The sequence below is a fragment of the Brucella sp. RRSP16 genome (assembly GCF_052246815.1).
Classification (GTDB): Bacteria; Pseudomonadota; Alphaproteobacteria; order Rhizobiales; family Rhizobiaceae; genus Brucella; species Brucella intermedia.
This window is the reverse complement of the sequence record NZ_JBQQAM010000001.1, coordinates 447,296-471,078: the sequence shown is the minus strand read 5'-3', so window position 1 is coordinate 471,078 and position 23,783 is coordinate 447,296. Positions and strand designations below refer to the sequence as shown.

Below are 23,783 nucleotides of genomic sequence, written 5' to 3'. Positions count from 1 at the left end.
TGAATAGGTTTCGACGATTACCAGCGGTAATGCGAGAAGGCGCGGTTGGCTTCAGCCATGCGGTGCGTGTCTTCACGCTTCTTCACAGCAGAACCACGGTTGTTGGCAGCGTCAAGCAGCTCACCGGAAAGACGATCGATCATCGTCGTCTCGTTACGGCCACGAGCAGCATTGATGAGCCAACGGATGGCAAGTGCCTGGCGGCGTTCTGGACGCACATCAACCGGAACCTGATAGGTTGCACCACCAACGCGGCGCGAACGGACTTCGATGTGCGGAGCTACGTTGTCGAGCGCCTGATGGAACAGCGCGACCGGCTCGGACTTTGCCTTGGCTTCGATTGCATCGAGCGCACCGTAAACGATGCTTTCAGCAACCGACTTCTTGCCATGAAGCATGACTGCATTCATGAACTTCGTGATAACGAGATCGCCGAACTTCGGATCCGGATTGATCTCACGCTTCTCAGCCTTATGGCGTCTGGACATTTCGTCTCTTCTTTCAATTACATCGGGCTCAGCTCACCTTCTGGCGGCCGGTATCCCCGGAAAATTTTACTTCGGACGCTTTGCACCGTACTTCGAACGGCGCTGCTTGCGGTTCTTGACGCCCTGGGTGTCGAGAACGCCGCGGATGATGTGGTAACGCACACCTGGCAAGTCCTTTACACGACCGCCGCGGATCATGACGACGGAGTGCTCCTGCAGGTTATGCCCTTCACCAGGGATATAACCGATAACTTCGAAGCCGTTCGTCAGACGAACCTTGGCAACCTTACGCAGAGCCGAGTTCGGCTTCTTCGGGGTCGTCGTGTAAACGCGGGTGCAAACGCCGCGCTTCTGAGGGTTTGCCTGCAGTGCAGGAACCTTATTACGCTTTACCGGCGCAATGCGCGGCTTGCGGATAAGCTGGTTTACGGTTGGCATACAACCTTCCTCTTTAAAAAATCTCGTATCCACGCCCCAAGGGGCCGTTTCACCGGCATGCTCATGCACAAATTCGGAGTCAGCCCTCGTCAACCGGTGGCCACCCCGAACAAAAGCAGAGGAAGCTGACGCTTCATGCGAACGGCAAGTTGCATTTCGATCGTAAAACGAACCCTGTTTGAGACGAACTTCAGGACGCGTCGTCCCGAAAAAGCCTGTCTCACATCGGCTCAGATGGGCTGCTGATACGTCTTTAGCGACGTTTCGTCAAGGGCAGCGGCTCAAGTTTCTTTAATGAAAGCCCTGAAACCGGCGTTTTGATCCCGCCCGGACAGGTTATTGCGCCGCATTTGACGACTATTCGCTAATATTACGCGATCAAAACCGTCATTTTCCTATGCAAGCATGGCGCAGCCACTCAGGTCAGGCTATTGAAGCACATCCGAGTCGAAACGCAACCGAATATTAAGGGTTTCTCAATGTCTTCCACATCCACAAATGATTCCACACCTGCGGGCGACGATTCGCCAACCGTCCATCTCGTCATCGCTGATGTCTGGAACGAAGGCGAAGAATCCCCAGTCGAAGTACACCTGCTTTTGAAATCGGACGAGAACGAAGATCTCGTTCAGACCGTCCTCAGCATTCTTGCCGAAGAAGGCTACCATGAAGCCGAACTTCTGGAGATGGGCACACTGACCGAAGAGCCGGAAGAAGAACCGCACAAGAGCGCCTGGGCCACCGCCCTTAGCGGTGAAGTCGCGCTGATCGAATTCGACGGCGACGACGAGGAAGAAGAATAAGCATCATAGAGAGCGCCGGTTTCAACCGGCGTTTTTTTTCTTCTGCTGATGCGGGCTCTCCCGTTATCCCGAAATGCAAAAAGGCCGCCCCGAAGGGCGGCCTTTTTCAGTTTCGTATCCGCCGATCTTATTCGGCAGCGTTGTTGGTCATGTCCACCAGCATCGCATTGGCTTCCGCGGAACCGGAAGACTTGCGGCGCTCGTCGATGATCAGATCGTCGCGAGCGGTTGCGATGCGACGGATCTGGTTGGTCATGCCGCCAGTACCGGCCGGAATGAGACGGCCAACGATGACGTTTTCCTTGAGACCCTGCAGCGTGTCCATCTTGCCGGCCACCGCAGCCTCGGTGAGGACGCGGGTCGTTTCCTGGAACGACGCAGCAGAGATGAACGAAGGCGTCTGCAGCGAAGCCTTGGTGATACCGAGCAGAACAGGATTGCCGGAGCCCGGCTTCTTGCCCTCTTCGATAAGACGCTCGTTGATCTCTTCCAACTCGATGCGGTCGACGTGGTCGCCCGGAATGTAGCCGGTATCGCCGGATTCCGTGATTTCCACCTTCTGCAGCATCTGACGGACAATCACTTCGATGTGCTTGTCGTTGATCAAAACGCCCTGCAGACGATAGACTTCCTGGATTTCGTTCACGAGGTACGAAGCCAGAGCTTCGACGCCCTTGATCGCCAGAATGTCATGCGGTGCCGGGTTGCCGTCGAGGATGTACTCACCCTTTTCGATGACGTCGCCGTCCTGAAGATGGAACGGCTTGCCCTTCGGAATGAGGTACTCGACCGGCTCGATCGTGTCGTCGTTCGGCTCGATGATGATGCGACGCTTGTTCTTGTAGTCGCGACCGAAGCGAACGGTACCATCGATCTCGGCGATGATGGCATGGTCCTTCGGACGACGTGCTTCGAACAGTTCGGCCACACGCGGCAGACCGCCGGTGATGTCCTTGGTCTTGGCGCTTTCCATCGGCAGACGGGCGATAACGTCACCAGCCTTCACATGCGCGCCAGGCTCGACCGAAAGGATCGATTCCACGGAGAGCAGGAAGCGGGCATCGCCACCCTTCGACAGCTTCAGGATCTTGCCGGCCTTGTCCTTGATGACCATGGCAGGCTTGAGGTCCGAACCGCGAGGCGTCGAACGCCAGTCGATGACGACGCGCTTCGTGATACCGGTCGACTCGTCAGCCGTTTCCGAAACCGAGAGACCATCGACGAGATCTTCGAACTCAACATAGCCTTCAACTTCGGTCATGATCGGACGGGTATACGGGTCCCACTCAGCAATACGCTGGCCGCGCTTGACCGTATCGCCCTCGTCCACGAACAGACGCGAACCGTAGGTCACGCGGTGGACCGCACGTTCCTTGCCCGTTGCGTCGAGGATCAGGACAGCCATGTTACGGCCCATCACCACGAGGTTGCCATCGGAGTTGCGAACCACGTTGCGGTTACGCAGCTTGACGGTGCCTTCGTACGAAGCTTCGAGATACGAGCTGTCAACCACCTGTGCAGTACCGCCCAAGTGGAAGGTACGCATGGTGAGCTGGGTGCCCGGCTCGCCGATCGACTGAGCAGCGATAACGCCGACCGCTTCGCCCTGGTTGACCGGAGTACCGCGTGCAAGGTCGCGACCATAGCACTTGGCGCAGACGCCGTTGCGGGTTTCGCAGGTCAGGGCCGAACGGATGCGGATCGACTGGATACCAGCCTTCTCGATGATCTCGACGTCCTTTTCCTCGATCATGCGGCCAGCTTCGACGATGACTTCGCCGGTTGCCGGATGCAGGATCGGATCGAGAGCCGTACGGCCCAGAACGCGCTGGCCGATCGAGGCAACGATCTGACCGGCATCGACGATCGGCTGCATGGTGAGACCGATTTCGGCGCCGCAATCGACTTCCGAAATGATTGCATCCTGTGCAACGTCAACGAGACGGCGGGTCAGGTAGCCCGAGTTAGCCGTCTTCAAGGCGGTGTCTGCCAGACCCTTACGGGCACCGTGGGTCGAGTTGAAGTACTCGTTAACGGTCAGGCCTTCCTTGAAGTTCGAGATGATCGGGGTTTCGATGATTTCACCCGACGGCTTGGCCATCAGGCCACGCATGCCGCCAAGCTGACGCATCTGGTTGACCGAACCACGGGCACCCGAATGCGACATCATGTAGACCGAGTTCATCTGCTTCTGGCGACCGGTCACCGGATCGAATTCGACGGCCTTCAGCCGCGCCATCATCTCTTCGGTGATCTTGTCGGTAGCCTTGCCCCAGGCGTCAACGACCTTGTTGTACTTTTCGCCCTGAGTGATCAGGCCGTCATTGTACTGCTGTTCGTATTCGGTCGTGAGCGCTTCGGTGTCGGCAACAATCTTCGCCTTCGTGTCCGGGATAACCATGTCATCCTTGCCGAAGGAGATGCCTGCACGGCAGGCATGAGCGAAACCGAGCTGCATGATGCGATCGCAGAAGATGACCGTCTCTTTCTGACCGCAATGGCGGTAGACGTGGTCGATCATCTTGGAGATGTTCTTCTTGGTCATCTCCTGATTGCAGATGTCGAACGGCACCATGACGTTCTTCGGCAGAAGCTCGCCAATGATCATGCGGCCAGGCGTCGTATCGTAGATCTTCGACACTGGCTTGCCTTCGGCGTCGACCGTCTTGAAGCGGCCCTTGATCTTGGTGTGCAGCGTAACGACCTTGTTTTCAAGCGCATGCTGCAGCTCGCCCATATCCGCGAACATCATGCCCTCGCCCGGCTCCTTCTCCGCCACGATGGACAGATAATAAAGGCCGAGAACCATGTCCTGCGAAGGAACGATGATCGGTGCGCCGTTAGCCGGATGCAGGATGTTGTTGGTCGACATCATCAGCACGCGGGCTTCAAGCTGAGCTTCAAGCGACAGCGGAACGTGAACAGCCATCTGGTCACCGTCGAAGTCGGCGTTGAACGCCGTACAGACGAGCGGATGCAGCTGGATCGCCTTGCCTTCGATCAGGGTAGGCTCGAATGCCTGAATACCGAGACGGTGCAGCGTCGGAGCGCGGTTCAGGAGAACCGGATGCTCACGGATCACTTCGTCAAGGATATCCCAGACTTCCGGACGTTCCTTTTCAACCAGTTTCTTCGCCTGCTTGACGGTCGAGGAATAACCCTTGGCGTCGAGACGTGCGTAGATGAATGGTTTGAACAGTTCGAGCGCCATCTTCTTCGGCAGGCCGCACTGGTGCAGCTTCAGTTCCGGACCGGTCACGATGACCGAGCGGCCGGAATAGTCGACGCGCTTGCCGAGCAGGTTCTGACGGAAACGGCCCTGCTTGCCCTTGAGCATGTCGGAGAGCGACTTCAGCGGGCGCTTGTTGGCTCCGGTGATGACACGGCCACGACGGCCGTTGTCGAACAGCGCGTCCACAGCTTCCTGCAGCATACGCTTTTCGTTGCGGATGATGATGCCCGGTGCGCGCAGTTCGATCAGGCGCTTCAGACGGTTGTTACGGTTGATGACGCGGCGATAGAGATCGTTCAGATCCGACGTCGCGAAACGACCGCCGTCCAGCGGCACGAGCGGACGCAGGTCCGGCGGAATGACCGGAACGATCTTCATGATCATCCATTCCGGGCGGTTTCCCGACTCCAGGAAGTTTTCGACGATCTTCAGACGCTTCATCAGCTTCTTCTGCTTCAGGTCCGAAGTGGTCTCGGCAAGCTCGACGCGCAGATCGGCGGCGATCTTTTCGAGTTCCATCGAAGCCAGAAGCTCGTAGATAGCTTCAGCACCGATGAGGGCAGTGAACTGATCTTCGCCGAATTCATCGACGGCAATCATATATTCCTCTTCCGAAAGAAGCTGGTGCTCCTTCAGCGAGGTCAGGCCCGGTTCGGTAACGATGTAGTTCTCAAAGTACAGGACGCGCTCGATATCCTTGAGCGTCATGTCCAGCAGCGTGCCGATACGGCTCGGCAGCGACTTCAGGAACCAGATATGGGCAACCGGGGCCGCGAGTTCGATGTGGCCCATGCGCTCGCGACGAACGCGCGAGAGCGTGACTTCCACGCCGCACTTTTCGCAGATGATGCCCTTGTATTTCATACGCTTGTACTTGCCGCACAAGCATTCATAGTCCTTGATCGGGCCGAAGATGCGCGCGCAGAAGAGACCATCGCGTTCAGGCTTGAACGTACGGTAGTTGATCGTCTCCGGCTTCTTGATCTCGCCGTATGACCAGGACAGAATCTTCTCAGGGCTGGCAATCGAGATTCTGATGGAATCGAACGTCTGTGCCGGAGCCTGAGGATTGAAAAGATTCATGACCTCTTGGTTCATGCCGTTCTCCTTGAGGGCGATCCGTCGCCCTGTGTCGTCGATGACAAGCTGAAAATCCTTGCCATCCTGAAAAGAAATCGCGGTGCTACGCAGTTATGAACTGGCTTGCCGTAGTCTCGCTTCCTCTTGCGGGGAAAAACCGCCGTCATCGAAAACGAGTTTACCGGCGCGCCACGGCGATACCATGGCGCGCCTCGAAGTTTATTCCGCCGCGTCCGGCAGGGCCGGCTGTTCAGCGTCACGCGTGTCGTCGAGTTCGACATTGAGGCCGAGCGAGCGCATTTCCTTGACGAGAACGTTGAAGCTCTCCGGAATGCCCGCTTCGAACGTGTCGTCGCCGCGCACGATCGCTTCGTAGACCTTGGTACGGCCTGCCACGTCGTCCGACTTGACGGTAAGCATTTCCTGCAGCGTGTAGGCCGCACCGTATGCTTCCAGAGCCCAGACCTCCATTTCGCCGAAGCGCTGGCCGCCGAACTGGGCCTTGCCGCCCAGAGGCTGCTGCGTAACGAGCGAGTAAGGTCCGATCGAACGAGCGTGGATTTTGTCGTCGACCAGGTGGTGGAGCTTCAGCATATAGATGTAGCCCATGGTCACCTGACGGTCGAACGGCTCACCCGTACGGCCATCGTAAAGCGTCGACTGACCAGACGTTGCAAGTCCGGCATCCGTCAGCATCGCGTTGATGTCGGCTTCAACCGCACCGTCGAAGACCGGCGTTGCGATCGACACGCCGCGCTTCACCTGGTTGGCCAGCATGAGGACGGAATCGTCATCATAAGACCGGACCGGTTCATTGCGGTCGTTGTCCGGATAGATGTGCTCCAGCGTCTGGCGCAGAGGCTCGATATTGGCCGTCTTGCGATAAACGTCGATGAGCTCACCGATCTTCTTGCCCATGCCTGCGCAAGCCCAGCCGAGGTGGGTTTCCAGAATCTGGCCCACGTTCATTCGGCTCGGAACGCCAAGCGGGTTCAACACGATGTCGGCATGCGTACCATCTTCCAGGAACGGCATGTCCTCGACCGGCAGAATGCGCGAAACCACACCCTTGTTGCCGTGACGGCCAGCCATCTTGTCGCCTGGCTGAATCTTGCGCTTCACAGCGACGAAGACCTTGACCATCTTCATGACGCCCGGAGGCATCTCGTCGCCGCGCTGTACCTTTTCGACCTTGTCCATGAAGCGTGCTTCGAGCAGCTTCTTGGAGTCGTCGTACTGGCTGCGCAGAGCTTCCAGCTCGCCCTGAAGCTTTTCGTCTTCAACGGCAAACTGCCACCACTGCGACCGCGGATACTCCGTCATGAGATCGCGGCTGATCGTTGTGCCCTTCTTGAAGCCCTTCGGGCCGGCAGCGGCAACCTTGCCATCGATCATGTCGGCGAGACGGCCATAGACGTTGCGGTCCAGGATCGCCTGTTCGTCGTCACGGTCCTTGGCGAGACGCTCGATTTCCTCGCGCTCGATAGCCATGGCGCGTTCGTCCTTTTCAACGCCGTGGCGATTGAAAACGCGAACTTCCACAACCGTACCGTAGGTTCCGGGCGGCATGCGCATGGAGGTGTCACGGACGTCCGATGCCTTTTCACCGAAGATGGCGCGCAGAAGCTTTTCTTCCGGCGTCATCGGGCTTTCGCCCTTCGGCGTGATCTTGCCGACAAGAATGTCGCCAGGATGCACTTCGGCACCGATGTATACGATACCGGCTTCGTCGAGGTTCTTCAGCGCTTCTTCCGAAACGTTCGGAATATCGCGGGTGATTTCCTCAGGTCCAAGCTTGGTGTCGCGGGCAGCAACTTCGAATTCCTCGATATGAATCGAGGTGAACACGTCTTCCGAAACGATCTTCTCGGAAAGCAGGATCGAGTCTTCGTAGTTGTAGCCGTTCCACGGCATGAACGCGACGAGCACGTTGCGGCCGAGAGCCAGATCGCCCAGATCCGTGGACGGACCGTCAGCGATGATGTCGCCCTTGCCGATCGGGTCACCGACGCGAACGAGCGGACGCTGGTTGATGCAGGTCGACTGGTTCGAGCGCTGGAACTTCTGCAGACGATAGATATCGACGCCCGACTTGGAGGGATCGAGATCTTCCGTTGCACGGATAACGATACGGGTCGCATCCACCTGGTCGACGATACCGCCGCGACGCGCTGCAATAGCTGCACCGGAGTCGCGAGCGACGATCGGTTCCATGCCGGTGCCGACGAACGGCGCTTCAGCGCGAACGAGCGGAACGGCCTGACGCTGCATGTTCGAGCCCATGAGAGCGCGGTTGGCGTCGTCGTTTTCAAGGAACGGGATCAGAGCCGCAGCAACCGAAACAAGCTGCTTCGGCGAAACGTCCATCAGGTCCACGTTTTCACGCGGAGCCATCATCACTTCGCCTGCATGACGGCAGATGACGAACTCGTCAACGAAACCGCCCTGCTCGTCCAGTTCGACGTTAGCCTGGGCAACCGAGTGCTTGGCTTCTTCCATCGCCGACAGATAGACAACGTCGTTCGTCACCTTGCCGTCGACAACCTTGCGGTACGGGCTTTCGATGAAGCCGTACTTGTTGACGCGAGCAAAGGTTGCGAGCGAGTTGATCAGACCGATATTCGGGCCTTCCGGCGTCTCGATCGGGCAGATACGGCCATAGTGGGTCGGATGCACGTCGCGGACTTCGAAGCCAGCGCGCTCGCGGGTCAGACCGCCCGGTCCAAGTGCCGACAGACGGCGCTTGTGGGTGATTTCCGAAAGCGGGTTGGTCTGGTCCATGAACTGCGACAGCTGCGAGGAACCGAAGAACTCGCGCACGGCTGCAGCAGCCGGCTTCGCGTTGATCAGGTCCTGCGGCATGACCGTGTCGATTTCGATCGAGGACATACGTTCCTTGATCGCGCGCTCCATGCGGAGCAGACCGACGCGGTACTGATTTTCCATCAGTTCACCGACCGAACGCACACGGCGGTTGCCGAGATTGTCGATGTCGTCGATTTCGCCGCGACCATCGCGCAATTCCACAAGCATCTTGACCACGGCCAGGATGTCTTCCTTGCGCAGAACGCGCACGGTGTCTTCCGCATCGAGGTCCAGACGCATGTTCATCTTCACGCGGCCGACGGCCGAAAGGTCGTAACGCTCGGCATCGAAGAACAGCGAGTTGAACATCGCTTCGGCCGAATCCATCGTAGGCGGCTCGCCCGGACGCATGACGCGATAGATGTCGAACAGGGCTTCCTGACGGCTTTCGTTCTTGTCGACAGCCAGCGTGTTGCGGATGTACGCGCCGATATTGACATGGTCGATATCGAGAACGTTGATTTCCGTCTCACCGGTGTCGAGCAGGGTCTTGAGGACCTTCTCGTCGATTTCGTCACCGGCTTCGAGATAAATCTCACCGGTTGCGTAATTGACGACGTCTTCCGCAAGATAAGAACCGAACAGGTCGTCTTCCGTCGCCTTGATGGCCTGGAGGCCCTTTTCGGCAAGCTGCTTGGCCGAACGGGCGGTCAGCTTCTTGCCGGCTTCCAGAACGACTTCGCCGGTGTCCGCGTCGATGAGATCGGAAATGATCTTCATGCCCTTGAAGCGGTCAGCCGAATACGGAATGCGCCAATTGTCGCCATCACGCGTATAGGTGACAGTCTTGTAGAACGTCGACAGAATTTCTTCGCCGTCCATGCCGAGCGCCATCAGCAGCGTGGTGGCCGGCAGCTTGCGACGACGGTCGATACGTGCGTAGACGATGTCCTTGGAATCGAATTCGATATCGAGCCAGGAACCGCGATAAGGAATGACGCGAGCCGCGAACAGGAGCTTGCCCGACGAATGGGTCTTGCCCTTGTCATGATCGAAGAAGACGCCCGGCGAACGGTGCATCTGTGAAACGATCACGCGCTCGGTACCATTGACGATGAAGGTGCCGTTGTCGGTCATGAGCGGCATATCGCCCATGTAGACATCCTGTTCCTTGATGTCCTTGATCGACTTCGCGCCGGTATCTTCGTCAATATCGAACACGATGAGACGCAGCGTCACCTTGAGTGGCGCCGAATACGTCAGATCGCGCTGACGGCATTCGTCAACGTCGAATTTTGGTGCGTCGAACTCGTAGCGAACGAATTCGAGCATTGAAGCGCCGGAGAAATCCTGAATTGGGAAAACAGACTTGAAAACCGCCTGCAAACCCTCGTCAGGACGCCCACCGGATGGTTCTTCAACCATAAGGAACTGGTCGTAAGATGCCTTTTGAACCTCGATAAGGTTCGGCATCTCGGCGACCTCTGGGATCTTGCCGAAAAATTTGCGTACGCGCTTGCGACCATTGAAAGAATGGGTCTGAGCCATCGTCGCTCCTCGTTCTATAGCCTTGCGGCTTGCTCACGCCTTGCGGCCTTTATCATGCGCCGCCCTTCGGCGGTCCTTCGAGCACATGAACCTTCAGATCGGCCCCTTCAGATCGGATGGATCGAAAGGATCATATGCAAACTTTCCAGAGCGGCCTTCAGCATCGTTGCCGACACGCGGCGCTCTTAACGGGCTAAAACCCGTTTCCTGAAAGCCGTTCCGGCACTCAGGAAAAGGGTTCCAGTCATCCGACCCACCGGGAAAGTCCGGCGGGAACTGGCGGATGGAAAACCATCCGCCAGAATAGTCCGAACTTACTTGAGTTCGACCTTGGCGCCAGCAGCTTCGAGCTGTGCCTTGATCTTCTCAGCTTCGTCCTTCGAAGCGCCTTCCTTGACAGCCTTCGGAGCGCCTTCGACCAGGTCCTTGGCTTCCTTGAGGCCGAGACCGGTGATTGCGCGCACTTCCTTGATCACGTTGATCTTGTTAGCGCCGCCGTCAGCGAGAACGACGTCGAATTCGGTCTTTTCTTCTGCAGCAGCAGCAGGGGCAGCGCCACCAGCAGCAGCAACAGCGACCGGAGCAGCAGCCGAAACGCCCCACTTCTCTTCGAGAAGCTTGGACAGCTCAGCGGCTTCCAGAACGGTCAGGGCCGAAAGGTCTTCAACGATCTTTGCGAGATCAGCCATTTTTGTACTTCCTATTATAAAGGTTTGAACTTGACAGCGAGAAACGGCCTTAAGCCGCCTCGTTCTTCCGGGCGTGCGCGCCGATAACGCGGGCGATCTGGCCCGCCGGAGCGCTGGTAAGTACTGCAAGACGCTGAGCCGGGGTCTGGATCATTCCAACCAGCTTTGCGCGCAGTTCGTCGAGCGACGGGAGCGAAGCAAGCGACTTGACGCCATCGGCGTTAAGCGTCGTTGCACCCATTGCACCGCCGAGGATAACGAGCTTGTCGTTAGTCTTGGCGAATTCGACGGCTACTTTCGGAGCGGCGATCGGATCGTTTGCGTAAGCAACGACCGTCTGACCCGTAAACAGGTCAGCAATACCTTCCGATTCCGTGCCCTGAAGAGCGATTTTGGCAAGGCGGTTTTTCGCGACTTTAACGGACCCACCTGCATCACGCATCTTCGAGCGAAGATCGCTCATCTGCGAAACGGTGAGACCGGTATAGTGGGCCACGACGACCGAACCGGACTCTTTGAAAGCGCCGTTCAGCCACGCGACAAATTCGCGCTTTTCCGCTCTATCCACTGTCTCTCTCCAGTTGACAGGACCACATGGCCCTGCCGGGTTGCCTTTGCCGGACGAACTTCACAGTCAGTCCGACGTTCGAGGATCCTGTCCCCTTCAGTTCCACCTGCAAGCAGGCTTCACCCAAAGGCAACTACGGTTCAAACCTTGCATGCACATTCGTGCGAAACAGGGTTATTCCACGTCTCATGCAGGCTTTGCGTTTAAGGAAAACCACCCGAAGATGATGATCCGCCTGCAATCTCGGACAGGATAACCGGATTTTCATCCGGCTATCCGGGTCTTGCGACCCGGAATTCTTGCCGTTCGTCCTGTTGTTCCAGAACTGGCTGGCAGCCATGCCTCTCCAATCGGAAAGGCTTGGGCCCCGGCGAACCGGAGCCCTGAAACTTAGGCGACGACCTTGACGGTTGCCGGGTCGACCTTGACGCCAACGCCCATGGTCGAGGAAATCGACACGCGCTTGACGTATTCACCCTTGGCAGCCGATGGCTTTGCCTTGATGACGGCGTCAGCGAAAGCCTTGATGTTTTCTTCGAGCTTGGCATTGTCGAAGGAAACCTTGCCGATACCGGCATGGATGATACCGGCCTTCTCGACGCGGAACTCGACTGCGCCGCCCTTGGAAGCAGCAACAGCAGCTGCAACGTCGGTGGTGACGGTGCCAACCTTCGGGTTTGGCATCATGCCGCGAGGGCCGAGAACCTTACCAAGACGGCCAACGAGCGGCATCATGTCCGGGGTTGCAATGCAGCGATCGAATTCGATCTTGCCGCCATTGACGATTTCGAACAGTTCTTCCGCACCGACGATGTCGGCGCCAGCCTTCTTGGCTTCTTCAGCCTTGTCGCCGCGAGCGAAAACAGCAACGCGAACCGTACGGCCCGTGCCATTCGGCAGGTTGACGACACCGCGGACCATCTGGTCGGCGTGGCGCGGATCGACGCCGAGGTTCATCGCGATTTCGATGGTTTCATCGAACTTGGCGACAGCACGTTCCTTGACGAGACCGATAGCAGCCGACAGATCGTACAGCTTGTTGCGATCGACGCCTTCACGGATCTTGTTAATGCGCTTGGAAATCTTCGCCATCGTCTCAGCCCACCACTTCCAGGCCCATCGAACGGGCAGAACCTTCGATCATGCGCATCGCTGCTTCAATGTCAGCGGCGTTCAGATCCTTCATCTTCGCTTCAGCGATCGTGCGAACCTTGTCGCGGGTGATCGTGCCGGCGCTTGCCTTACCCGGGGTCTTCGAACCGGACTTGAGGTTAGCGGCCTTCTTGAGGAAGTAGGTTACCGGAGGCGTCTTCATCACAAAAGTGAAAGACTTGTCCTGGTAATAGGTGATCACGACTGGAATCGGCGAACCCTTTTCCATTTCCTGCGAGGCAGCATTGAACGCCTTGCAGAATTCCATGATGTTGATGCCGCGCTGACCCAGGGCCGGACCGATCGGGGGCGACGGATTGGCCGCACCTGCCGCTACCTGGAGCTTCAGCTGGCCTGCAATTTTCTTAGCCATTGCTTTCTGCCTTTTTTACTTTGCCGGAAATCCGGCTTTCTCGATTAATGCCGGAAAATCCGGCTCTCGACTGACGCCAGTTCGACTGGCGGGCAGTTCGGTGGTCCGGAGATCGGCGACCGGCTAAGCCGCCTTCCCTTCCACCATTTCCACTCCAGCCGAAATTCGCCGGGAGTGGAGCCCTTCACGGGCAAACGATCAGAGCTTGTCAACCTGACCGTATTCCAGATCCACGGGCGTTGCGCGCCCGAAGATGGAAACCTCAACCTTGAGACGCGCGCGTTCTTCGTCGACTTCCTGAACGATCCCGTTGAAGGAAGCGAACGGACCGTCGGAAACGCGAACGTTTTCGCCAATCTCGAAGGATACCGAAGTCTTCGGGCGCTCGACGCCATCCTGAACCTGGTTCAGAATCTGGTCGACTTCCTTCTGGGAAACCGGCACCGGCTTGGAATCGCCAAGGAAGCCAGTGACTTTCGGAGTATTCTTGATCAGCGAGAAGACGGCATCCGTAAGGGTTGCACGCACCAGCACGTAACCCGGGAAGAACTTGCGCTCTGCGTCAACCTTGCGGCCGCGGCGCACTTCAACGATCTTCTCGGTCGGCACGACGATCTGCTCGATAAGCTCGGACAGACCCTTCTGCTTTGCCTTGGCCTCGATGTCCTCGGCGACCTTCTTTTCGAAATTGGAATAGGCGTGAACGATGTACCAGCGCGCCGTCATCTAAAAACTCCCCAATCCTAACTTATCGACCAAGGCCGAGAATAAATTCTACGCCATAGGCCATAAGCTGGTCGGCAAGAAAAAAGAACGCGGCAGCCAGAAACGCCATGATCACCACCATAATGGTGGAGATGACCGTTTCACGCCGTGTAGGCCAGGTCACCTTCGCCGTTTCGGCGCGAACTTGCTGAAAAAAGGTGATCGGATTCGTCTTGGATGCCATCTGCCGCTCTGTCATTGATCCGGCGCTACCCCCAAACTCTAGCTCGCAAAAACGAATCAAAAGCCTGAAGTCACGCGTATACGGCACGCAAAGCTGAAAATTCAGCCCCACGCGCCGCGTGTCTGTTGACGCTACATAGAATCGATTCCCGAAAAAAACAAGCCCAAAGGTTAAAAGAATACCATACAGGCTTATCGGAGATCCGATCCTTGCGAATATCACCCGGCGCACCATCCAATCGTGCGGCGGCGATCCTCCCCTGCCCGGCCAACAAATCCCGCAGGGAATTATCATTTTCCACGACGTCGCCCTGCCGAAGCCTGCGCCATCATCGAAAAGGTAAGGCGGCATAGATGGCCGCCTGAACTATCATATAGAAAACGGGCACCCATAGTCAAGCCATGAGCACCCGTTCTGAAATGGCAGGGGCAGCAGGGTTCGAACCCGCGACCTACGGTTTTGGAGACCGTCGCTCTACCAACTGAGCTATACCCCTATGCGGCATTTAGAATGCCAGACTGGCGGCGTAACCGCCAGTCAAATTCATTACTCGATGATCGAGGAGACGATGCCTGCACCGACGGTGCGGCCGCCTTCACGGATAGCGAAGCGGAGCTTCTCTTCCATGGCGATCGGCACGATCAGCTGCACGTCCATGGCGACGTTATCGCCAGGCATGACCATTTCCGTGCCAGCCGGCAGCGTGACAACGCCCGTCACGTCCGTCGTGCGGAAGTAGAACTGCGGACGGTAGTTCGTGAAGAACGGCGTATGACGGCCACCTTCGTCCTTGGTCAGAATGTAGGCTTCTGCCTTGAACTTGGTGTGCGGCTTCACAGAACCCGGCTTGCAGAGAACCTGGCCGCGTTCAACGTCTTCACGGCCAACGCCGCGGATCAGCGCGCCGATGTTGTCGCCAGCCTGGCCCTGATCGAGCAGTTTGCGGAACATTTCAACGCCGGTAACCGTCGTCTTCGCCGTCGCCTTGATGCCGACGATTTCAACTTCTTCACCAACCTTGACGATACCGCGCTCAACGCGACCCGTCACAACCGTGCCACGACCCGAGATCGAGAACACGTCTTCGATCGGCATGAGGAACGGCTGGTCGATCGGACGCTCCGGGGTCGGAATGTAGTCGTCAACAGCAGCCATCAGCGAACGAACGGCGTCTTCGCCCAGTTCCTTCGAGGAATCTTCAAGAGCAGCAAGAGCCGAACCCTTGATGATCGGGATTTCGTCGCCAGGGAATTCGTACTTCGACAGAAGTTCGCGAACTTCCAGTTCAACCAGTTCGAGCAGTTCTGCGTCGTCAACCTGGTCGCACTTGTTGAGGAACACTACGATTGCCGGAACGCCAACCTGACGGGCGAGCAGGATGTGCTCGCGGGTCTGCGGCATCGGGCCGTCAGCAGCCGAAACCACCAGGATCGCGCCGTCCATCTGGGCAGCGCCGGTGATCATGTTCTTCACATAGTCGGCGTGGCCGGGGCAGTCGACGTGTGCGTAGTGACGGTTTGCGGTTTCGTACTCGACGTGAGCCGTCGAGATCGTGATGCCGCGGGCGCGCTCTTCAGGAGCGGCGTCGATCTGGTCATACGCCTTGAACTCACCAAAGAACTTGGTGATCGCTGCAGTCAGCGACGTCTTGCCATGGTCAACGTGACCAATCGTGCCGATGTTAACGTGGGGCTTCGTACGTTCGAATTTGCTCTTTGCCATCGCCGTTGTTCTCTTTGTTCTAGAACCGCTCAAGCGCCAGCACAAAAGCCTATTGGCTTCCGGGCCAGCATTTATGCCAAAACGGAACGGCGAACCGCCCGTCGATGATTCCTTACACGCCAAACCGCTCGGAAAAATTTGGAGCGGGTAGCGGGAATCGAACCCGCGTATTCAGCTTGGAAGGCTGCTGCTCTACCATTGAGCTATACCCGCGCACTCTTAACTCTGATCCGACAGTGGTGGAGGGAGTTGGATTTGAACCAACGTAGGCATAGCCAACGGATTTACAGTCCGTCCCCTTTAACCACTCGGGCATCCCTCCAGATATCACTATCAGCAGAGTCGAGCGACTAGGCATTTCCGCGGGGCTTCTGGCTGACTGTTGGGCCAGCCGTCGATCCGCGAGGGGCCTTATGACGATAAGCTTATCCCCTGTCAACAGGGTAAAAGCGAAAAGAATGCATGTCTGTTCACAACGGCGTGGAAACATTGCCTTCTCCGGCCCGTTCATGCGGGAAGAAAGGCCCGGTTTGGCGGGCTTTGCAAATTATTCTGCAATCAGAACAGCCTGATAGCATTTGCAGGGCTGGCCGCTATCTTCCGCACTGCTAAAGAGCTATAAGCACGCCATGACCGATCAAAATTCACCCCGCACACCAAAAGATTCTCATTATGCGCGCCTGCGCCGCCAGCATCGCGACCAGAAGGCCGGAACGGAAGGCAAATCACCGCGCAAGCCGCAGCGTCCTTCCATATCGGCAAGTGCCGTGACCGAAGGAACGGTACGCCTTTATGGATTGCATACGGTCCGCGCCGCCGTGGAAAACCCGGAACGCAGGATACTGCGCATGCTGGCGACACGAAACGGATTCGCACGTCTGGAAATCGGAGAGGCCGAATCTCTCCCCTTCCCTGTCGAAATCGTCGATCCGCGCGATATAGACAAGGAAACCGGTTCGGAAGCCGTCCATCAGGGCGTCATGATCGAGGCCGAGCCGCTGCGCGCCAGAAAGCTGTCCGAACTGAAGGACAGTCCGCTGCTGCTCGTGCTCGATCAGGTGACCGATCCGCATAATGTCGGCGCCATCATGCGTTCAGCGGTAGCCTTCGGTGCCGGTGCGCTGATTACGACAAGCCGCCACAGCCCGCAGGAAACTGGCGTCCTCGCCAAAGCAGCCTCCGGAGCCCTCGAACTGATCTCTCATATCGAAGTGCGCAATCTGGCCGAAGCGATTGAGGAACTTCATAGCCTCGGATTCCAGACCATCGGGCTTGATTCGGAGGGGCCGCTGGAAATGGAAGCCACCTTGTCCGGCGGACGAATCGCTCTCGTGCTTGGTGCGGAAGGCAAAGGCCTGCGTCAAAAGACACGCGAAACGGTCACCGCGCTTGCCCGCCTCGACATGCCGGGCGAAATAAAGTCGCTCAACGTATCGAATGCGGCTGCAATCTCGCTTTACGCTGCCGAGAGATATCTCCGCGCACGTTGAGTTGATTCGCCTGTAAAAATTCTCCCGGCTGGCCTTTCCATCCGGGAGAATGGCCAAAAGTCGAGTCGCTCAGGCCGTAGCGATATAGGTGCGGATATCTTCCGCCTCGCGTTCGACATCTTCGATGCGCCGTTTCACCACGTCACCGATTGAAACGATTCCCACGAGCTTGCCGCCTTCTTCCACCGGCATATGGCGGAATCGGCTCCTCGTCATGATTTCCATCACCTGATTGATCGTATGATGTTCGCGGCAGACCTGCACCTTTGCCGTCATTACTTCGGCGACGGGCATGCTCATGGCCTTGGTCTCCTGCGCAGCAACGGCGCGGACGACATCGCGTTCAGACAGGATTCCCTTGATTCGACCGGCCTCGTCGCACACCACCAACGCGCCGATCTTGTGTTTGTTCAGCATGGCGACAGCGTGGGACAGCGTATCGGCAGGCGCGATAACCACCACATCCCTGCCCTTTGTCTCGAGAATCGATCTTACGGTCATGCCAAAGTCCCTCCAAGATTAAAGCATTTCCGGCAAACGCGTGAAGCGGTTTTGCGTCGGATAATGCTTAAAACAAAGAGCTAGAGCGGTTCGACTGTTCTCTAATGAGGGAACAGCTCTAGCACTCGCTGCTTCGGGCGTTTCAGCGCCATATGAAGCAGAACGCAGCTCCTCCCACCACGTTCCATGATGGTGCGCTCTGAACGTCGGATTAGCAAGTGGCATCAAATGGGGAAGAAGGCCTTTCTGAGCCAGATTCCTAGCGCCTCAGAACCGCATCGTAACTGCGCGGGCGGTCCATCAGTGAAATGCCGAAAAAACCGGCGATGAAGCCGCCTATATGCGCTTCCCAGGCGATGCTGGAAAGGTCTGCACCGCCAGTCGAGTAGAGACCGGTAATGATGTTGATCAGGAACCAGACCCCGACAAAGGTCAGAACAGGCTTCAGCGTCAGGGTGAGCCCCACCGGAAGTACTGGCCCTGCAAATTCTGATTTGCGTCCGTGGCCGATGCGCCGGAAGCCGTAGCGCGCCGCAGCACCCATCATGCCCGAAATCGCTCCCGAAGCACCCACCAGCGGTGAAATACTGTCCGGATAGATCGCATAATGGGTCAGACCGGCGATAACCGACGTGAAGACCCAGAAAACTATCATCCGCCCGGTGCCGATGCGGCCCGCAAGCGGAGAACCAAAGGCGGCGAGCCAAATCATGTTGACGACCAGGTGCGCAATTCCGCCATGCATGAAGGAATAGCTGATGAGCGTGAAAAGCGCGGTCGGATCAGTAAAGCCGCCCGCAAGTGAGAATCGCGCCGGAATGAGCGCGAAGTTCAGCATGAAGCTGTAGTTCTGCTGCTCGCTGATGAGATAGTTCTGATAGACATACACCGCCGCGCACAGGCCGATAAGCGCAAGAACGACGCCGGGTATATTGAAGATCGGCTCGCTACCGCCTGACCGGCGGTTACTGCCGTCCGTTTCCGGCTGGGGAACGCTCATGAACTGCTGCTTTCTCATCCTTGCACGCCGACAACCGGGCCAGGTCGGCCCCTTACATCGGGTGGAAGCATCTAGATAGGGCAAAATCTGTTAAAAATAAAGGCCGACGGAGATACCCGGTCGGCCTGTCCGCGAACAGAATATTTCGCGAAATTAAATCTGGAGCTCAGAAAAACGCCAACCAAGTCAAAGGCTTCGTCTGATGCCTTATCAAAGCGCGTCTTTTAAAGCAGTGCAACCATTACTTATTGTTAACCTTAACGGACGAGCCCGGTGGATGAACAAAGGGTTAAACTGGCATCCTCCCCGTTAATACTATTTTAATGCGTCCACCAGCGGAGCCTGTCTCCGCGTGCAACGGAAAAACCAACGGCGCATGATGAAACACCGCAGTACGATCGCGATTTTCAGCGAATGGCAGCGACTGGCCCGCACGGAACGCGGCACCTTTCGCGCGCCGATGCGCGAGCGGATCGAGCCGCGCAAGCTGGGGCGTCATCTGTCCGACCTCTTCTTCCTCGAGGCTGGAGAGCATGGGGACCTGTCGTTCCGTCTGGCTGGAACGCGCATCTGCACCCTTTTTGGACGCGAACTGAAGAACACGCGGTTCCTCTCGCTCTGGTCCGAACGCGACCGCGCCGCACTTCGGGAAACCTCGCAAAACGTCAGTGGGCTCGAGATCCCTGCCCTCGTCTCGCATGTTGGAATCAGCATGTCGGGACGCAGCCTGGGGCTGGAAATGTTCCTCGCCCCGCTCGAAGCGGCGGACGGCCAGATCAGCATACTCGGCAGCATTGCAGTGCTTGATTCCGTCACGTGGGTAGGCGCCGACCCAATCGTGCTCGGCCATTTGAATTCCATCGAGCCGGTGGCGCCCGATCTGATTCTCGCGGACGACGTGCGGCAATCGGCAGCCGTAACCGTAAACGCACCCCGGACAGGCCGACAGTGGACGAATATTCGCCTGACGGAACCGCATGCAGCGCCGAAATTGCGCGTCATCAAGGGCGGCAAAGCCTGAAACAGGTCGCAATCGCGATTTCTCTTTATCAGTCCGTGCTGTAATGTGCTGACGTGGAGCGGACAAAATTCGAAATGGATCGGCTTTGATGAACAGATTTGCTGCGGCCCCCACTGCCAGCAATGTGCGGCAGGAAAACTTCAACGCCGTGAATGTCGATCTCAACGGTCGCTACATGCTGGAAAATCGCAGCGAATTTCCGTGCGTTATCAAGCGCATGTCGCCCGGCACGGCCCTGATGAGCGGCATAGCGACACCGCGCAACGGCGAACGGATCATCGCCTATATCGACCATGTGGGGCGGATCGAAGGAATTGCCCATGAGGTTACATCCGAGGGCTTCCATATTCTTCTGGCGACGTCCGAGCAGAAGAAGGACAAGCTTTCGGCACAGCTGACCTGGCTTGCCAACAAGCACGAGCTTGCCCTGCCCGAAGACCGCCGTCACGAACGCGTCGTGCCGCACAAGAACCGGCAGAACATCACTTTTGCCGACGGCACACAAAGGCTGTGTCGTATCGCCGACCTTTCGCTTTCAGGTGCGGCAATCGAAAGCGAGTTCAAGCCCGCGATCAAAAGCAGTGTCATGCTCGGGCCGATCCGGGGAACTGTCGTACGTCATTTCCAGGATGGTTTCGCAATCGAATTCGCCACCATCCAGACCAGCGCGACACTGGACAATCTTTTCGGCTGAAAGCATCGGCCCAAAAGATAAACGCGCGTCAAGGTTACGGAATGGCAAACCGCGAAACGACCGAAATCACAAAAAAGCCATAAAAATAGCCCGATTTGCCCTGAATTTGTCCGTCCGTTGACAAAAAGTTTCGGCGTTATTTGCACTTTTAATCGAATTTAACTCGCATTTTCGCGCTTAAATTTGCGTGCCTTCAAATTGTCTAAGTCATCTTGGTCTCCAACAGGGAGACAAAAGAATGACGAAGCAGACCATCATTGCAGCCATCCTGATGCTGCTCGGAATCGGACTGGCCGAGGCTGCAAGCCCCGCCGCCAATTCCCCGTGGATGACGACGGGCGAGCGCACGTCACAGCCGATCGGCCATTATGAATTCTGCGACCGGTACAAGTCCGAATGCAATATCACCAGCCGCAACAGCAACATGCTGAAGCTGACCCCGGAAATCTGGAAGCAGATCATCACGGTCAATGCGAGCGTCAACGAAAAGATCGCGCCGATGACCGACATGGAAGCCTGGGGCCGCGAAGAGTATTGGGAATATCCGACAACGGTGGGCGACTGCGACGACTATATGCTTTCGAAGCGCCGCGAACTGATGACGCTCGGCATTCCGGCGAACACCCTGCTTTTCACGGTGGTTCGACAGCCGAATGGCGAAGGCCACGCGGTTCTGACCGTCCGCACCGACCGCGGCGACTTCATTCTCGACAATCTCGATACCCGCGTTCTCGCCTGGAACAAGACCGACTACACTTACCTGAAGCGCCAGTCGACCACGAACACCGGCAGCTGGGTCTCGATCAAGGGCGACCGAGAACTGCTCGTCGGCAGCATCAAGAACTGATCAAAAAGAAAAACTGAAGAAGGACGGGCGCCAGTCTCCCTCTGGCCCCGTCCTTATTCATTTCACGCAAGTTCCAAGCCGCGCATGAAGGACCGTGCCTTCTCGACATAATGCGCTGCCGAAGCCTTCAGCTTTTCAACCGCCGCCTCGTCCAGTTCCCGAAGAACCCTTGCAGGAGAACCGACGACCAGCGAGTTATCCGGTATTACCTTGCCCTCGGTGACTAGTGCCCCTGCCCCGATCAGGCAGTTCTTTCCGATTCTCGCACCATTGAGAACGATGGCGCCCATGCCGATCAGTGTGTTTTCACCCACCGTGCAGCCATGGAGTATGGCTCGATGCCCGATGGTGCACCCCGCCCCGACCGTCAGCGGAAAGCCGATATCGGTATGCATGATGGTGTGTTCCTGAACATTGGTATCGTCGCCGATGGTGATAGGCTCATTATCGCCCCGCAAAACGGCGCCGAACCAGAAACCGGCATTTTCACCCACGACGATCTTGCCGATCAGGGTCGAATCGGGCGCGATCCAGTTGCTGCTGCGATCCACGAATTGCGGCTTGTGCCCGTTATAAGCATAGATCGGCATGTGCTTTCCTCCATCAGCAAACTCGATATTGAATCGCTAAGCTGTTTCAGGTCGCCAGACAAGCACGGTTTCACGCTCTGTTAACCATAGAAGACAGATATTCGAGCCAAATGGAAACAGCACCCGATTACACCGCCTCGAAAATGGGCAACCGCCTCTTCGGCTGGCTGCTGTTGGCCGTTGTCGCGCTGGTCCTCCTTTCGATCGCCGTGAATATCGGGGGGCGTCTGCTCGGTCCGCTGATTGCCCGGGGCGGCCATTCCGACAGCACGCAGGCTTATGAGATCATCATCGGCAACAACGTCCTCTCGATTCCCGCCAATATGATCCGCTTTTCGAATCAGCGGCGCGACGGAGTGACGGGCCGCCTCGATCTTTACGCCCGCTGGCCGGGGCTTACCGGCTATACGGAACGCGACCGCGCCATCTTCAACCTTCTTACCCCGAAACGGCACCTCATTTTCATGTCCATAGAGCAACGCACCATGTCCCGCGACATGAGCGGGCGTTACCTGCCGATCTACGCCGAGCTGATAGAACCCGGCGGAGAAACCGCTCCCGGAAACCTGACGGTACACCGGTTTCTGGAAAACAGCGGCTACAAGGGCGAGGAACTGGTGCTCTCCGACACCAGCAGCGGCAAGCCGGAATTTGTCGCACGATGCCTTGCCGACAGCGCGGCAGAAAGCTTCAATTCGTGCGAACGCGACGTCCAGTTCGGGCGCGACTTGCAGATACTCTATCGATTCCCCCGATCCATGTTGGGCGACTGGAAGTCACTGGACAAGGCGGTCGTCGATTTCGCCAATACTCATCTTCTTGATGGCAAACGCGCCAACTGATTCCGGACGAGCGTGATTGAGTGCCGGGTACCGAAGGCCCGGAGGGCCTGTTCGATCCTGGCTTGCTGGTGTCAATCGATGGATTGGAGCGGTATCGGCTGTCCCGATCGTTCCCGTTCACGCATCAATTCCTGAAATGCTCGTTGTCCCTCTCCGTCGAACTTGATCTTGTTCAACGGAACCCCGCTCATGACATGCTCCTCAGTGGCGCTTAGAACGATTTCCAGCTTCAGCATTTCTGCCGATCCGAGCAGCTTCCAGCATCCTTTTCCAACGGGCAGGGAAAAGTTGCTTTCCTTGACATAGACTGCGACGGCGTGAGCGCCATCGCATTTAGCGACACTTGGAGGTTCATCCAGAATCTCGATCACCGACAGGGAGCCGTCGTCCTGCTCGGTTTAGATGGTGCCTAGAACTTCTGCCCGCGCCGGAAACGACAGGCCGATCAGGAGGACGGTGAGTGAAAAGCGGAATTTCATGAAGTCGCACCGAAATCAGTCGCAGATTTCATAACTGCTCAGTTCAGCATGCCGGACAAGGTCAGAGCGGCAGCAATGATCTTCATGCATCCTCGCAAGCGTGTTTCAACAACAAAACGCCCTCTCCATGGGAAAGGGCGTCAAGAGCATTCCTGCATGGGCATGGGCGTCGCCTACGACGCACTCGCCGCTGCCGATCAAAGATCGACGTCGAGAATTGCCATCGAGAAATTGTAGGAGAGTTCGCCTTCGTCCTCATCCTTGTAGATCAGACCCAGGAATTCGTCCTCGAGATAAAGCTCGGCGGAGTCGTTCTTGCGCGGGCGTGCCTTGACCTGCAGGCCGGGATTGTTGAAGGTCCGTTTGAAATAGGCGTCCAGTTTTTTGAGTTCTTCGGGTTTCAACCGGCTTCTCCTGATATTGAATTGAGCCGGTTTATTGCACCCGGCATTTTCTTATGTAAACCCCTGAC

At 57.2% G+C, this 23,783-nt stretch carries 22 protein-coding genes and 3 tRNA genes; 6 read left to right on the top strand and 19 right to left on the bottom strand.

The window, feature by feature from the left end; all coding sequences use genetic code 11:
* Window positions 1-17: 17 nt before the first annotated feature.
* Together rpsG and rpsL are read right to left on the bottom strand one after the other, a co-directional pair.
* The gene (rpsG, locus tag ACS5UA_RS02195; RefSeq protein ID WP_006467033.1) at window positions 18-488 is read right to left on the bottom strand and encodes a 30S ribosomal protein S7; all 471 of its coding nucleotides are present in this window, start codon (window positions 486-488) and stop codon (window positions 18-20) included.
* Between the two features lie 66 nt (window positions 489-554).
* Window positions 555-926: a 30S ribosomal protein S12 gene (gene rpsL / locus ACS5UA_RS02190; RefSeq protein ID WP_006471111.1), complete on the bottom strand. Its 372-nt coding sequence runs from the start codon at window positions 924-926 to the stop codon at window positions 555-557.
* Window positions 927-1,405: 479 nt separating this feature from the next.
* On the opposite strand from rpsL, the gene ACS5UA_RS02185 reads away from it, so the two are divergent.
* Entirely contained in the window at window positions 1,406-1,729 is a 324-nt protein-coding gene (locus ACS5UA_RS02185) for a hypothetical protein (protein ID WP_021587208.1), read from the top strand.
* Window positions 1,730-1,856: 127 nt separating this feature from the next.
* Here the strand turns inward: ACS5UA_RS02185 and rpoC are convergent, their stop codons facing one another.
* From rpoC to ACS5UA_RS02125, 12 genes are all read right to left on the bottom strand, one after another.
* Window positions 1,857-6,059 carry a DNA-directed RNA polymerase subunit beta' gene (gene rpoC, locus ACS5UA_RS02180; RefSeq protein ID WP_006467037.1) on the bottom strand — a complete coding sequence of 1,401 codons (4,203 nt, stop codon included), beginning with the start codon at window positions 6,057-6,059 and terminating at the stop codon, window positions 1,857-1,859.
* Window positions 6,060-6,260: 201 nt separating this feature from the next.
* Window positions 6,261-10,394 carry a DNA-directed RNA polymerase subunit beta gene (rpoB, locus tag ACS5UA_RS02175; RefSeq protein WP_021587206.1) on the bottom strand — a complete coding sequence of 1,378 codons (4,134 nt, stop codon included), beginning with the start codon at window positions 10,392-10,394 and terminating at the stop codon, window positions 6,261-6,263.
* Window positions 10,395-10,708: 314 nt separating this feature from the next.
* On the bottom strand, window positions 10,709-11,083 hold the full coding sequence (rplL, locus tag ACS5UA_RS02170; RefSeq protein WP_006467038.1) for a 50S ribosomal protein L7/L12: 375 nt from the start codon (window positions 11,081-11,083) through the stop codon (window positions 10,709-10,711).
* 49 nt (window positions 11,084-11,132) lie between these two features.
* The gene (gene rplJ, locus ACS5UA_RS02165; protein ID WP_006467039.1) at window positions 11,133-11,651 is read right to left on the bottom strand and encodes a 50S ribosomal protein L10; all 519 of its coding nucleotides are present in this window, start codon (window positions 11,649-11,651) and stop codon (window positions 11,133-11,135) included.
* 390 nt (window positions 11,652-12,041) lie between these two features.
* Window positions 12,042-12,743, bottom strand: a complete 702-nt coding sequence (gene rplA, locus ACS5UA_RS02160; RefSeq protein WP_006467041.1) for a 50S ribosomal protein L1 — start codon at window positions 12,741-12,743, stop codon at window positions 12,042-12,044.
* Between the two features lie 4 nt (window positions 12,744-12,747).
* Window positions 12,748-13,176, bottom strand: coding sequence for a 50S ribosomal protein L11 (gene rplK / locus ACS5UA_RS02155; protein ID WP_006467042.1), 429 nt, complete (start codon window positions 13,174-13,176; stop codon window positions 12,748-12,750).
* 198 nt (window positions 13,177-13,374) lie between these two features.
* The gene (gene nusG / locus ACS5UA_RS02150) at window positions 13,375-13,902 is read right to left on the bottom strand and encodes a transcription termination/antitermination protein NusG (protein ID WP_006467043.1); all 528 of its coding nucleotides are present in this window, start codon (window positions 13,900-13,902) and stop codon (window positions 13,375-13,377) included.
* 22 nt (window positions 13,903-13,924) lie between these two features.
* The gene (gene secE / locus ACS5UA_RS02145) at window positions 13,925-14,125 is read right to left on the bottom strand and encodes a preprotein translocase subunit SecE (RefSeq protein WP_002964376.1); all 201 of its coding nucleotides are present in this window, start codon (window positions 14,123-14,125) and stop codon (window positions 13,925-13,927) included.
* Window positions 14,126-14,545: 420 nt separating this feature from the next.
* A tRNA-Trp gene (locus ACS5UA_RS02140) sits at window positions 14,546-14,621 on the bottom strand.
* A gap of 50 nt (window positions 14,622-14,671) precedes the next feature.
* On the bottom strand, window positions 14,672-15,847 hold the full coding sequence (gene tuf, locus ACS5UA_RS02135; RefSeq protein WP_006467031.1) for an elongation factor Tu: 1,176 nt from the start codon (window positions 15,845-15,847) through the stop codon (window positions 14,672-14,674).
* 139 nt (window positions 15,848-15,986) lie between these two features.
* Window positions 15,987-16,060, bottom strand: a tRNA-Gly gene (locus ACS5UA_RS02130).
* 24 nt (window positions 16,061-16,084) lie between these two features.
* Window positions 16,085-16,169: transfer RNA gene (locus ACS5UA_RS02125), tRNA-Tyr, on the bottom strand.
* A 307-nt stretch (window positions 16,170-16,476) separates the two neighbouring features.
* Here ACS5UA_RS02125 and rlmB point away from each other — a divergent pair.
* Window positions 16,477-17,337, top strand: coding sequence for a 23S rRNA (guanosine(2251)-2'-O)-methyltransferase RlmB (gene rlmB / locus ACS5UA_RS02120; protein WP_025090595.1), 861 nt, complete (start codon window positions 16,477-16,479; stop codon window positions 17,335-17,337).
* 69 nt (window positions 17,338-17,406) lie between these two features.
* Here the strand turns inward: rlmB and ACS5UA_RS02115 are convergent, their stop codons facing one another.
* Together ACS5UA_RS02115 and ACS5UA_RS02110 are read right to left on the bottom strand one after the other, a co-directional pair.
* Window positions 17,407-17,838, bottom strand: a complete 432-nt coding sequence (locus ACS5UA_RS02115; protein WP_006467047.1) for a CBS domain-containing protein — start codon at window positions 17,836-17,838, stop codon at window positions 17,407-17,409.
* Window positions 17,839-18,097: 259 nt separating this feature from the next.
* Entirely contained in the window at window positions 18,098-18,838 is a 741-nt protein-coding gene (locus ACS5UA_RS02110) for a rhomboid family intramembrane serine protease (protein WP_021585949.1), read from the bottom strand.
* Between the two features lie 379 nt (window positions 18,839-19,217).
* Here ACS5UA_RS02110 and ACS5UA_RS02105 point away from each other — a divergent pair, with 379 nt between their 5' ends.
* The 3 genes from ACS5UA_RS02105 to ACS5UA_RS02095 all read left to right on the top strand — a co-directional run bounded on the left by ACS5UA_RS02105 (window position 19,218) and on the right by ACS5UA_RS02095 (window position 21,400).
* The gene (locus tag ACS5UA_RS02105) at window positions 19,218-19,859 is read left to right on the top strand and encodes a PAS domain-containing protein (protein ID WP_025090596.1); all 642 of its coding nucleotides are present in this window, start codon (window positions 19,218-19,220) and stop codon (window positions 19,857-19,859) included.
* An 88-nt stretch (window positions 19,860-19,947) separates the two neighbouring features.
* The gene (locus tag ACS5UA_RS02100) at window positions 19,948-20,553 is read left to right on the top strand and encodes a PilZ domain-containing protein (protein ID WP_006470308.1); all 606 of its coding nucleotides are present in this window, start codon (window positions 19,948-19,950) and stop codon (window positions 20,551-20,553) included.
* A gap of 238 nt (window positions 20,554-20,791) precedes the next feature.
* Window positions 20,792-21,400, top strand: a complete 609-nt coding sequence (locus tag ACS5UA_RS02095; protein ID WP_021585952.1) for a transglutaminase-like cysteine peptidase — start codon at window positions 20,792-20,794, stop codon at window positions 21,398-21,400.
* A gap of 62 nt (window positions 21,401-21,462) precedes the next feature.
* Here the strand turns inward: ACS5UA_RS02095 and ACS5UA_RS02090 are convergent, their stop codons facing one another.
* Complete coding sequence (locus ACS5UA_RS02090; RefSeq protein WP_021585953.1) at window positions 21,463-21,990, bottom strand: gamma carbonic anhydrase family protein; 528 nt, start codon at window positions 21,988-21,990, stop codon at window positions 21,463-21,465.
* A 110-nt stretch (window positions 21,991-22,100) separates the two neighbouring features.
* Between ACS5UA_RS02090 and ACS5UA_RS02085 the strand changes: the two genes are divergently transcribed.
* Window positions 22,101-22,832 carry a hypothetical protein gene (locus ACS5UA_RS02085; RefSeq protein WP_031346337.1) on the top strand — a complete coding sequence of 244 codons (732 nt, stop codon included), beginning with the start codon at window positions 22,101-22,103 and terminating at the stop codon, window positions 22,830-22,832.
* Window positions 22,833-22,903: 71 nt separating this feature from the next.
* Here the strand turns inward: ACS5UA_RS02085 and ACS5UA_RS02080 are convergent, their stop codons facing one another.
* Both ACS5UA_RS02080 and ACS5UA_RS02075 read right to left on the bottom strand, forming a co-directional pair.
* Window positions 22,904-23,203 (bottom strand): hypothetical protein, encoded by a 300-nt coding sequence (locus tag ACS5UA_RS02080; protein WP_021585955.1) that lies wholly within the window; start codon window positions 23,201-23,203, stop codon window positions 22,904-22,906.
* Window positions 23,204-23,508: 305 nt separating this feature from the next.
* Entirely contained in the window at window positions 23,509-23,715 is a 207-nt protein-coding gene (locus ACS5UA_RS02075; RefSeq protein ID WP_006467055.1) for a DUF3126 family protein, read from the bottom strand.
* Window positions 23,716-23,783: the final 68 nt, after the last annotated feature.